This window comes from Candidatus Protochlamydia naegleriophila (assembly GCF_001499655.1).
In the GTDB taxonomy this organism is placed as follows: Bacteria; Chlamydiota; Chlamydiia; order Chlamydiales; family Parachlamydiaceae; genus Protochlamydia; species Protochlamydia naegleriophila.
Window position 1 is genome coordinate 304,477 of sequence record NZ_LN879502.1, and the last position, 11,706, is coordinate 316,182.

Annotated in this window: 12 protein-coding genes; 9 read left to right on the forward strand and 3 right to left on the reverse strand. The window is 42.9% G+C overall.

Annotation, left to right across the window (positions count from 1 at the left end):
• The first annotated feature begins 100 nt into the window (after positions 1-100).
• The 6 genes from PNK_RS01225 to pdxT all read left to right on the forward strand — a co-directional run bounded on the left by PNK_RS01225 (position 101) and on the right by pdxT (position 4,225).
• On the forward strand, positions 101-835 hold the full coding sequence (locus PNK_RS01225) for a DUF2709 domain-containing protein (RefSeq protein WP_032124885.1): 735 nt from the start codon (positions 101-103) through the stop codon (positions 833-835).
• 67 nt (positions 836-902) lie between these two features.
• Entirely contained in the window at positions 903-1,343 is a 441-nt protein-coding gene (gene tsaE, locus PNK_RS01230) for a tRNA (adenosine(37)-N6)-threonylcarbamoyltransferase complex ATPase subunit type 1 TsaE (protein WP_059059803.1), read from the forward strand.
• Positions 1,340-1,960: a ribosome biogenesis GTP-binding protein YihA/YsxC gene (gene yihA, locus PNK_RS01235; protein WP_032124887.1), complete on the forward strand. Its 621-nt coding sequence runs from the start codon at positions 1,340-1,342 to the stop codon at positions 1,958-1,960. Before tsaE ends, yihA begins: the two co-directional genes overlap by 4 nt.
• A gap of 6 nt (positions 1,961-1,966) precedes the next feature.
• Positions 1,967-2,716: a putative quorum-sensing-regulated virulence factor gene (locus PNK_RS01240; RefSeq protein ID WP_032124888.1), complete on the forward strand. Its 750-nt coding sequence runs from the start codon at positions 1,967-1,969 to the stop codon at positions 2,714-2,716.
• 13 nt (positions 2,717-2,729) lie between these two features.
• Positions 2,730-3,635 (forward strand): pyridoxal 5'-phosphate synthase lyase subunit PdxS, encoded by a 906-nt coding sequence (pdxS, locus tag PNK_RS01245; protein ID WP_032124889.1) that lies wholly within the window; start codon positions 2,730-2,732, stop codon positions 3,633-3,635.
• 5 nt (positions 3,636-3,640) lie between these two features.
• Positions 3,641-4,225, forward strand: coding sequence for a pyridoxal 5'-phosphate synthase glutaminase subunit PdxT (gene pdxT / locus PNK_RS01250; protein WP_059059805.1), 585 nt, complete (start codon positions 3,641-3,643; stop codon positions 4,223-4,225).
• A gap of 279 nt (positions 4,226-4,504) precedes the next feature.
• Here pdxT and PNK_RS13280 read toward each other — a convergent pair whose 3' ends face one another.
• Together PNK_RS13280 and PNK_RS13285 are read right to left on the reverse strand one after the other, a co-directional pair.
• Positions 4,505-4,654, reverse strand: coding sequence for a hypothetical protein (locus tag PNK_RS13280; RefSeq protein ID WP_158021659.1), 150 nt, complete (start codon positions 4,652-4,654; stop codon positions 4,505-4,507).
• Between the two features lie 71 nt (positions 4,655-4,725).
• Positions 4,726-4,881 (reverse strand): hypothetical protein, encoded by a 156-nt coding sequence (locus PNK_RS13285; protein ID WP_158021660.1) that lies wholly within the window; start codon positions 4,879-4,881, stop codon positions 4,726-4,728.
• 357 nt (positions 4,882-5,238) lie between these two features.
• Between PNK_RS13285 and PNK_RS01255 the strand changes: the two genes are divergently transcribed.
• Positions 5,239-7,002 (forward strand): ABC transporter ATP-binding protein, encoded by a 1,764-nt coding sequence (locus tag PNK_RS01255; protein ID WP_059059806.1) that lies wholly within the window; start codon positions 5,239-5,241, stop codon positions 7,000-7,002.
• Positions 7,003-7,076: 74 nt separating this feature from the next.
• Here PNK_RS01255 and pdxH read toward each other — a convergent pair whose 3' ends face one another.
• Entirely contained in the window at positions 7,077-7,718 is a 642-nt protein-coding gene (pdxH, locus tag PNK_RS01260; protein WP_059059807.1) for a pyridoxamine 5'-phosphate oxidase, read from the reverse strand.
• A 411-nt stretch (positions 7,719-8,129) separates the two neighbouring features.
• On the opposite strand from pdxH, the gene PNK_RS01265 reads away from it, so the two are divergent.
• Positions 8,130-9,356 carry a phosphoglycerate kinase gene (locus tag PNK_RS01265; protein WP_059059808.1) on the forward strand — a complete coding sequence of 409 codons (1,227 nt, stop codon included), beginning with the start codon at positions 8,130-8,132 and terminating at the stop codon, positions 9,354-9,356.
• Between the two features lie 720 nt (positions 9,357-10,076).
• A complete protein-coding gene (locus tag PNK_RS01280; protein ID WP_059059814.1) occupies positions 10,077-11,690 on the forward strand; it encodes an NTP/NDP exchange transporter in 1,614 nt (537 codons plus the stop codon).
• Positions 11,691-11,706: the final 16 nt, after the last annotated feature.

Consider the following 11,706-nt stretch of genomic DNA (forward strand, 5'->3'; position numbering starts at 1 on the left):
AGTGAAAATTGTCTTGAATGATAATACTTTACAGGCTACTCTTATTACAGTAATCGCATTATTAAGTTTAATTTCTTTAAATTTCCGGTGAGAGGTTTCGATGACAAAAGTTGTCATAACAGATGAACAAAAAAAAGTGTTAGAACAATTTCTTGATGAAAATCGCCCAGCGGAATTGATCAACACTTATTTGTGTTTTATTGAGCACAAGTTTCACCTTCAGCCGGTACTTTTTCCCAAAGATAAAATCATTTATCAAGGTGCTGACGATGCTGTACGCCAGTTGGAAAGTGAAGGCAAGCTTTGGCATGAAACAGAAATTAAAATTGGTTTTGGGCATGCCAGTGTAAACGAGGAAACGAAGAAAATCTACATTTGCCCGTTTACAGGAAAGGTATTTGGTGACAATACTCACCCAAACCCTCAAGATGCCATTTATGATTGGGTTTCAAAGTGCCCAGAAAATACAGAGCGAATTGGCGGACTTCGGGTTAAGCGCTTTTTTGTGTCAGAAGATCCCGATGTTATCAAGAGTTATATTGACAAGACAAAAACGCGTAAAGAAGCTATTAAAAAAGTTGTCTATTCGTCTGTTTTGAGCGGCAAGCTCTTTAACAGTAAAGAGGCCGTGGTAGAGGACTTTAAACGCAACTATTTGAAAAAGTTGTCATTAGTTGAAGTTCAAAATCAGAATAAATTCAAAATTGAAGATCACTTTTTAGCTTTTATCCAGAAGCATTTGGTAGAAGACAAAATCACAGCTTTCGTAGAAGCCTTGGCCGAATTTGATACTTTTCTTCCCTATGTCGAACGTTGGGTAGAGGCCGAAGATTAACTCCGTTGATACCCAATCGGCTCTTCAGCTCATTGGGTATTACTCCTGCAAGTTTTGTGATAAGTACATGTCGATCGTAGAAGATTATTTCTCGAGCTCTGCTGAAGAGACTTTTGCTCTTGGGCAAGCATTTGGTTCACAGCTACCGCTCAATGCTGTTGTCTGTTTCTTTGGAGATTTGGCAGCTGGTAAAACGACCTTTATTAAAGGAGTCGTTGCAGGAGCGGCTCAGCTCCACCCCGCAGCTGTTCAGAGCCCAACTTTTACCTATCTAAATATTTACGAGGGAGCAAAGACGGTTTATCATTTTGATTTATACCGCTTGCGGGATGCGGATGAATTTTTGAGCATGGGATTTGACGAATACTTTGAGGCCGATGGAATTTGCTGCATTGAATGGTCTGAGAGGATTACCTCCCTTTTCCCCCCCACCTGTATTTTTGTGACAATGGCTCACGAAGCAGAGGATCGCAGAAGCATTAAGATTGTCAAGAAGGATGCGTCATGAAAAAAACAGTACAGGCTAGGTTTATTAAAACGGCTGTTCAGCCCAAAGATTACCCAGTTATCCGCTCCCAGTCGGGCACTATTTTGCCAGAGATTGCTGTCGTGGGCCGATCGAATGTGGGTAAATCAAGCTTGCTCAACCACCTGTTTGAAGCTAAGCACTTAGTCAAGACGTCGGCAACTCCTGGTAAGACGCAGCATTTGAATTTTTTTACGATGAACGATGAAATCGCCTTTGCCGATTTGCCTGGGTACGGATATGCCAAAGTTCCTGCATCCGTTAAGAAAGAATGGGGGCCCATGGTACGTGCTTATTTGGAAAAGCGCGAGAGCCTAAAGCTCATTTTATTTTTGCTTGATGTGCGCCGCATTCCGAATGACGAAGATCTTCAGTTTTTAGAATGGGTTCTCCACAATGAGAAGGCCGTGATTTTAGTCATTACGAAAATTGACAAGGTCAATCAAAAAGAGCTCAAGCAGAATACAGAAAAGATTTTGAAAGAATTAAATTTGATGAACTTGCATTACCTCTATTACTCTGTTCCCAAAAACAGAGGAAGAAAAGAACTCATGAACATGATCCAAGATGCTTTACAAGACGAAGAGAAACAAGAATAAGACATTATGCCGGATATAGAAAAACAAAAATTTGTATGTATTGATTGTGAAACAACGGGATTGGATGCGCAGCAAGATCGTGTCATTGAAGTGGCTGTCATGTGTTTTGATGGAAGCCAAGTTTACGAGCAGATGGAAAGCCTGGTGAATCCTGAATGCCCCATTCCAGAAACATCGATTGCCATTCATCATATTACCCAAGACATGGTGATGGATAAGCCTACTATTACGCAGGTTTTACCGGATGTTCTAAAAATGATCGGGGACCATATTATCATCGGCCACGGAGTGGGCTTTGACATTGATATTTTGGCAACGGCAGCAGAAAGGCATGGTATTCCATGCAAAATTCGCAAAAATCGATTTTTAGATACATTGAGAATGGCTCGTTTGTATGGGGAAAGCCCTGTCAACTCGCTTGAATACTTGCGCAAGCATTTTAATGTTCCGGTAGAGGGAGCGCATCGTGCCATGAGTGATGTCATTGTCAATAAAGAAGTGTTTAAGCATTTGGCTAAGCGCTATCGTACGACTGAGCAACTGTTTGAAGCTCTTTCAAAACCGATTATGATGAGCACGATGCCGCTTGGTAAACATAAGGGACGTCCCCTAAAAGAAATTCCCTTGCAGTATTTGCAGTGGATTTCTAATAAAGATTTTGATCAAGATTTGTTATTTTCCGTGCGTACTGAACTGAAGCGCCGCAAGAAAGGCAATTTATTTAATCAGTCCAGCAATCCTTTTTTACAACTTTAAAGAGACAGGTACTATGACAAAAGAAAATGCAAGCCAAGTCGAAAAAGGGTCGTTTGAAGTCAAAGTTGCCCTAGCAGAGATGCTTAAGGGTGGAGTTATCATGGATGTCACCAATCCAGAACAAGCGAAAATTGCCGAGGATGCAGGAGCTGTCGCTGTCATGGCCTTGGAAAGAATTCCCTCCGATATCCGCGCGCAAGGCGGAATTGCCAGAATGTCTAATCCAGAACTTATCCAGAAAATTCAAGAGACTGTTTCTATTCCTGTCATGGCTAAATGCCGCATTGGCCACTTTGTCGAAGCGCAGATTTTAGAGTCTTTGCAAGTCGACTTTATAGACGAAAGCGAAGTCTTAACACCTGCTGACGAAGAAAATCACATCGACAAGCATCTCTTTAAGGCTCCTTTTGTTTGCGGCTGTAGAGATCTTGGAGAGGCATTAAGACGCATTGGCGAAGGCGCTGCTATGATTCGCACGAAAGGCGAAGCAGGCACAGGCAACATCGTTGAAGCTGTCAGGCACATGCGCACAGTAAATCGCGAAATTCGCCGCCTCATGACTATGGATTCTGCGGAACTCATGGCAGAAGCTAAGCGTTTGGGCGCTCCCTTCCATCTGGTTCAACTCGTTGCCAAAACTGGGGTCTTGCCAGTTCCTAATTTTGCTGCCGGAGGTATTGCAACACCTGCCGATGCAGCACTCATGATGCAGCTCGGAGCGCAGTCTGTTTTTGTAGGATCGGGCATTTTTAAATCGCAAGATCCGGCTCAACGCGCCCGTGCAATTGTTGGTGCGGCAACGTTTTACAATGACCCGGAGATGCTTGCTAAGATCTCTATGGGATTGCTTGATGCCATGAAGGGATTGGATATTCGTCAGTTGAAAAGAGAAGAATTAATGGCGCAAAGAGGCTGGTAGAATTAATGTTGGTCGGGGTATTAGCCTTGCAAGGCGATTTTGCTAAACATGAAGACATGCTACGGTCGCTCGGCATTCAAGTATGCCAGGTGCGTACTCCTCAAGAGCTGGAAGGGTGCGATGCACTCATTATTCCTGGAGGGGAGTCCACCGTCATGTTGCGCCAGCTCGACTTTATTAAAATGAAAGAGGCGCTTCAGGATTTTGCTCAGGAAAGACCCCTTTTTGGCACATGTGCTGGTCTGATTTTAATGTCATCCAGCGTTCAATTATCTACAATGAAACCTTTAGGACTGCTCGACATTACCGTTGAACGCAATGCCTATGGGCGGCAGGTAGAGTCTTTTCAGGCGTCTGTAGGCCTTCATTTGGCATCTGGACATGACAAGATCTTTCATGCTTTCTTCATTCGGGCACCAAGAATTAGGGCGAATGGAGAGGAGGTTAAAGTGCTGGCTTCTTATCAAGGAGAGCCCATCTTAGTTCGGCAAGGGCATTTATTGGGAGCTTCCTTTCATCCGGAATTGACAGGCGATCCTACCATTCATCAATATTTTTTAGAAATGGTTCGTGAAAAGAAGAGAGCTTAGGCCCCGATTGCTAGGTTTAGAGAATTTGACGCAGCTCCTCATTCACCTGCTGTAAAGAAGGCCTGCTAGCAAGATCTGATTGAGTCATGGCTCTAAGCAAGGTGTCTAGTTTGTTGATTTTTACCTGCGCCTTATTATCCGGATGTTTGGCGGTTAAGCCTTTGAGTAATTTCCCTTTTTAAGGATTGCGTTTTACCCCATTAATGCGCATTTCTGCCTCTACTTCCGCCATTTCGAGGGCTAAATTGGAGTCTGTTATCTGATTGTCCTCGGTATCAATTAAACGCGATCGAATGTTCCCTTCATAGGCGTAAAATAGGCGTGCTGATGATTGGATGTATGACGCCAAACTTGTTTTGTTTTGCGCTGAGCCATTTTCTGGAAATGAGGTCCGCTTGCAAGATCAGTCTTTAAAGTAGCCTTGCCCATTGCAGCCCTTCTCTCAATTCTTGCCTATCCTCATCTCTAAGCCCTAGATGATTCAACTTTTCGCTATTTTGTCACACTTCTTCCTGAAGCGTTGTTCGGGTTGTCGTAGTATCAGATTGAGACGTTTCAGATCGCTTCAAAGGGGAAATGACTGTCTTGAGCAGCCTTGTTATCACTCCATGCTTTTGAGCATCAGGCTGAGCAGAAAAGATGCTGTCCCCTGCCATCTGATTGCTTTTGGCTCTACTTTCATTGTGCCTAACCAAGAAATCGGCAAATACATTAGAGATCTTTTTCAGGACAGGAGAGGCAAAACGGGCTTCTACCTACTCTTGCTTAGATAATTTGCCTTCTAATTATTGAGGAGAAGAAGGTGAAATATTAATGTTTGGATTAAAAATAAACTCATCTGTTTAGCAATGAGGCGTCATGAGAAAGTTGAAAGGAGCATTGAGTTCTCTTTTGATTTCTTGTATAATTGTGGGATTTATATTACCCAACTTGCTTGTGTACAGGTCTAGAGAGAAAATAATTTCGACTATGAGCCTTCATAGGCTACAAGCTGGGTTTAAGGGAATGCTTTTATGACTTCTAAGGACCTCCTTTCCTTCGTTTGGAAATTCCTGCGCATGCAACCGTGGAGTTTCTTCTTTATTTACTTTCTTTCTCTGTCATGGGCTATTGACTCCACTGTATGGCCTTATCTATTGCGGTTAATTATCGATACCTTGACGCAGTATGATATGGACCGGCTGTCAGCCTGGGACTCGTTGAAGGGCTTGCTAGCGGCAGGGGTTTGTTTATGGATTTTTGTCGAGTGCTGCTTTAGGAGTCGTGATTTTTTGCGGGCCAAGGCTTTTCCAAAGCTGGAGGCCGATATTCGCATGGCGATGTTTGACCACATTCAGCACCATTCACCAAAATATTTTAATGAGCACTTTGCAGGAAGCCTGTCTAATAAAATTGCGGATATGACATCGCAAGTCACTTCGATGCTTCATAATGCGATGATTTTTATTCCTGCCCTGGCTGCATCTATTTTGATTCTCATCTTTTTTTCGGCAGTCAGTCCTATCTTTGCCTTGATTTTAGCCATTTGGATAGTTGCTCATTTTGCGATTTGCTTCTTTTTCTCAGCAAAATGTGTCAGGTACTCTAATGATCATGGCGAGGCTCGCAGCCAGCTTGCAGGAAAGATTGTTGATAGCTTCACCAATAATTTCGCCGTCAATCTGTTTTCCCGTTTTAAATTTGAAAGGCAGCGCATTGCTTCTTCTCAAAGCGTCGAGCAGGAAAAAAACTTTCGTGCACAGTACTGTGTTGCCCTTATGCTAATGTCTCTCTCACTCTTATTTTTAGTTGGAATTATTACCCTCAATGGCCTGCTCATTTTTTATTGGATCCAAGACAGAATTTCTACAGGGGAAGTGATCCAAGTCTTTAATACGACTTTTAATGTGGTCATGATTTTATGGATTGCGGGTGATTTGCTGCCTCAATTTTTTAAATCTTTTGGAATTGCCAGCCAGGCACTTGCAGTCATGCATGATCCCAAGGATGTCGTCGATCCGGTTGGCGTCCCGCCATTAGAAGTCAAGAAAGGAGAAATCATCTTTGAGAATGTGACTTTTCAATACGGGCAGAAAAAACTATTTGAAAACAAAGATGTTCATATTAAAGGGGGAGAGAAAGTAGGCCTTGTAGGTTATTCAGGAGCCGGTAAGTCGACATTTGTCAATCTCATTTTGCGATTCTATCCGATCACGAGAGGGAAGATTTTAATCGATGGGCAAGATATTGCGCAGGTGACTCTTGATTCTTTACGCAAGCAGGTGGCGCTCATTCCGCAAGACCCGCTCCTTTTTCACCGCACATTGGAAGAAAATATTCAGTACGGCAATATTCAGGCCTCCCAAGAAGAGGTGATAGAAGCCGCCAAATTGGCTCATTGCGATGAATTTATCAGAAAATGCCAGAATGGCTACGCCTCGCTTGTGGGCGAGCGGGGAACGAAGCTGTCCGGGGGGGAACGACAAAGAATTGCAATTGCACGTGCCATATTGGCAGCCTCGCCGATTCTTATTTTAGATGAAGCGACGTCATCTCTTGATTCGGTCACAGAAACCTTTATTCAAGAGAGCTTGGAGAAGCTGATGGAAAATCGGACAACCTTAGTCATTGCCCACCGTCTTTCAACGCTTGCCAAAATGGATCGCATTCTTGTTTTCAATCAGGGGAAAATTGTGGAAGAGGGAACGCATAGTGAACTCGTTGCCAAGCAAGGATTTTACGCGCGCATGTGGGACATGCAAGCGGGAGGTTTTTTGCCAGATCTTCCAAATCCGTAGCTCTTAAGAAAATAGATTATTGTCTTAGTCTGATTGGAGGCAATTTGTGCAAGAGGATGGGTATGGCGTGGTCTTCAAGGAGCGAGCCTATCAATTCCCCAGCCTTTGTCATTTAAGATGTAACTGAAGCGATCGTGCAGGCGATTTTCCCTTCCTTGCCAAAATTCGAAGTATTTGGGCAGGAGGCGGTAACCTCCCCAATAAGGTGGCAGAGGAATGGGAAGTCCCTCATAGAGTTGTTGAAAGTATAAGTACTGTTTTTCTAATGCCTCTCTTGAGGAAATCGGTTGGCTTTGCTTGGATACCCAAGCACCTAATTGGCTTCCGCGAGGTCGTGAGTCAAAATAGGAGGCTGACTCTTTGAATGTAAGCTTTTCGACCATCCCTGCAATGATGACTTGCCGCTCCAGTTCCTTCCATAAAAAACAGAGGCAGGCCTGGGGGTTTTGAGCCAGTTCTTGCCCTTTACGGCTTTCATAGTTGCTGTAGAATAAGAATCCATTCGAATCAATCCCCTTAAGAAGGACCGTGCGGCAAGATGGTTTGCCACTTAATGAGGCTGTTGCCAAGTTCATGGCATTCGGTTCTAAAACCTCTGCTTGTTTCGCTTCTGCAAGCCATTTTTTAAACTGTACGAAAGGATCGTGATGCAAATCACCTCTATCGAGTGATTTGAGCCGATATTCTTTTCGAAGAAGATGAAGAGAAGAATCCATGGTAATACAGCCTGAACGTGTATTTGAACTTAAGGTTTATCTACTTAAAACTTAGGTGTCTTATGTCTATGGGCAAAGAAAGTGCCCTGACAATCTTTCATTCACTTTTGACTATGGAGCACTTTTCCTACTAAGGCAACTTAAATTAAGCCAGCATGACCTGTTTAGAGCTACCGTCTGACTTGTCATCTACTCTGAATGAAAATAAAAAATAAAAAAAGCGGATTTTTAGATTGTTTATCGTAAAAGATTTGTGTTTTTTACATCTCTTTAAGTAATTAAAAAAGAGTGATTAAGAGTAAAACTGATAAGTCTTGACAGACTCATTTAATTGAGCTATGAAGTAGTTTTCTTTCCCGCTTCAATTCATAAATGGGCAAGGAATCAATCTTAGGCAGGAGGCTTTTGGCTATGGCAGATAAATTATCTGTTCGCGATCTAACCCTAGACGGTAAAAAAGCTCTTATCCGTGTCGATTTCAATGTTCCCATTGAAAATAATCAAATCACAGATGACACCCGTATCCGTGCCTCTTTACCGACGATTCAGTACGTATTAGATCGCGGTGGTGCTGTTATTTTAATGAGCCACCTCGGACGGCCAAAAGGCAAGCCCGAGCCTCAATTTTCGCTAGCTCCTTGCGCTAAGCGTCTATCTGAGCTTCTCAATAAGCCAGTTAAAATGGCGCCTGATTGCTGCGGGTCGCAGATCGAGCAAATGGCGCGCAATCTAAAACCTGGCGATGTGTTAATGCTTGAGAATTTGCGCTTCCATAAGGGAGAAGAAAAACCCGAAGAAGAGCCTGACTTTGCAAGCGCCCTCTCCGAATTAGGAGATGTCTACATCAATGATGCTTTTGGCACGGCTCATCGCGCTCATGCTTCTACGACAGTTATCGATCAGTTCTTTCCAGAAGCTGCAGCAGCAGGCTTCCTTTTGGAAAAGGAGATGGCTTATTTAGGGTCGGTCCTGCTCAATCCTAAACGCCCTTTTTGTGCAATTTTGGGAGGAGCGAAGATTTCGACTAAATTTAAAGTCATCGAAGCTCTCATGAAAAAGGCCGATGTGCTATTGATTGGCGGAGCCATGGCCCATACGTTCTTTAAGTCGGAAGGAATTTCCATCGGAGACTCGCTTTATGAAAAAGAGTTTTTAAGCGTTGCAAGAGAGATTATTGATATCGCCTCGCAGTCGCGTTGTCGCATTCTTCTGCCAACGGATCTTGTCATTGCTCCTCGCATTGATTCGGCAAGCGGCTCAAAAATCATCCAAGTGGACCAAGGTATTCCTGACGGCTTTCAAGGAGTTGATATTGGACCAAACACCATTCAAAATTACCAGGCAGAACTGAAAAAAGCTGCCACCGTCTTTTGGAATGGCCCCCTTGGAGTTTTTGAACATCCTCCTTTCGATAAAGGGACAGAAGCCATTGCGCGCACGATGGCCGATCTGCCAGCCACGACAATCGTCGGCGGAGGAGACTCTATTGCTGCCATCGAAAAGGCCGGCGTTGCAGAGCACATCGATCATCTTTCGACTGGAGGAGGCGCTTCGCTCGAATACATCGAATTTGGCCAATTGCCCGGAATTGAAGCCCTGTCTGATAGGCCAAATATTTTGAATTCTTTACTCACGTGACCAAAAGTGCTTTAGAGGGTGCTTACAAAATCTCAGTTGATTAGTCCTGGATCTTTGATAAAGTAAAAATTTTTGGACTCACAATGATTTTTTCTGCAAAGAACATCCTTCTCTTCGCCCCTTCTCTTTTTGGAGAAGGGGAAAAAGGAAGTGTGATTACCGCAGATTGCATGAATCAAGAACCCTTTACCTCTCTCAAATCACTTTATTTCAATTTCATCGATTCCTTTGGTATCTCTTTCTTTCTACAAATGAACTCGATTGACAATTATTTTTTAAGGCTTTTTCGTTTATGGACGTCTCTATTTTTTTTTTTTTATTAAAAAGAAAATTTGCAGAGGTTCTTGAAACTAGAGTTGAAATAATGAGTGATAGTTTAGTTTTTGTTGTTAAAAATTTAAAATTAAAATTTGTTGTAAAGTTTCGTTTTTTGTTTTATAATTCTTTAAAAATTAAAAGAATCCTTAAAAGCCTTTAACAAAGAAATCAAAAAGGACTTGATTAAATAGAGCTGAACGCTTATACCTTTAGGGGTCTAAGGTTTTTTAAAAGCCAAAAACTAATAATTCGATTATTTGAGACAAGCTTAGGTTGTATGATGAGTCACCCGAACTCGGAATCGCCTCTTATTGTTAATAGTTGTAGTTAGGTGATTTAAAAAACGTTACTGAGGATAAATGATAAAAAGTTTACCGATCTTAATCTTAGGGAAAGGTTAACATGTCAGAGACACCATCGGCGTCCCCTGAATTTAGTCCGTGGCGGAGCTACTTATGGCCCGTTCATCACTATGAGCTTAAAAAGCTCATCCCAATGCTATTAATTTTCTTTTTTATTTCCTTTGACTACAACATATTAAGAACTTTAAAAGATTCATTGCTTATTACGGCCAAATCGTCTGGAGCGGAAGTCATTCCGTTTGTGAAGGTTTGGGCCATGTTTCCCGGGGCTGTTTTGATGACAGTTCTATTTACATGGTTATCGAATCGCCTGCCACGCGAAACAGTCTTTTACATTATCATTTCTCTCTTTTTATCTTACTTTTTTATTTTCACTTTTGTTCTTTATCCCATTCGCGATCTAATCCATCCTCATGCGACGGCCGATTTTCTAGAAACAGCCTTGCCTGCCGGTTTTAAGGGTTTGGTGGCCATGTTTCGCTACTGGACATTTACTCTGTTCTACGTCATGTCTGAACTGTGGGGCAGCACGGTATTGTTTGTCTTGTTCTGGGGATTTGCCAATCAGGTGACTAAGTTGGGTGAAGCGAAGCGTTTCTATGGTTTATTTGGCGTTGGCGCCAACTTTTCGGGAATCTTTGCAGGTCAAGCTTCTGTTTACTGTTGTAACTTTACTCGGCGGGGGGGGGGCGCGTTATTAGGAGGAGATCCTTGGTATCAATCGCTTGTGATGATGGTCTCTTTGGTCCTGATTTCCGGAGGAATTGCGCTGGCCTTATTCCGCTGGATGAATGTCGAAGTCTTAACCGATAAGCGCTTTTACGATCCAGCTTCTATCAAGACTGAAGGGGAAACCAAGGGTAAACTCTCTTTAAAAGAAAGCTTTGCCTATCTGCTTCGCTCTAAGTATCTACTTTGCATCGCTTTAATTGTGATTTCTTACAATCTAGTCATCAATTTGACCGAAGTGTTGTGGAAGCATCAGGTGAGAGAGCTGTATCCCGATCCGAATGATTACACCATGTACATGAACCACATCGTCTCAATCATCGGCGTCGTAGCAACTTTGAGTTCATTGTTTGTATCTGGAAATGCGATCCGTAAGTTTGGTTGGACGTTTACAGCCTTGATTACACCAGCGATTTTAGCAGCCACTAGCTTGGGCTTCTTCTCTTTCTTTTTCTTAAAGAAAGCCTCGCCCGATTTGCTCATCTCTTTTGCCGGGGTAACACCGCTGATGCTAGTCGTCTTTTTTGGATCGGCTCAAAACATCTTGAGCCGCGGAGCTAAGTATTCTGTATTTGATGCAACGAAAGAAATGTCTTTTGTTCCCTTGACCCCAGAGTCTAAGCTGATTGGAAAAGCAGCTATTGATGGCGTCTGTTCCCGCCTTGGTAAATCAGGTGGATCTATGGTTCACCAAAGCCTACTCCTGCTTTTCTCAACCATTAGTGCGAGTGCTCCTTATGTTGCGATTGTCCTGTTTGGCGTCATCGTCATCTGGGCCATTGCGATCCGCGTATTGGGTAAACAATTTAATGAATTGACTGGCCAGGTCGAAAAAACTCCTGTCGCTGAGCCATCCATTACTCCCTTACGTCCAGTCAATGTTCTAACAGAATCCAGTTTACTGAAAGAACAACAAGCCGTTTAATTTATATAAAAAGCGC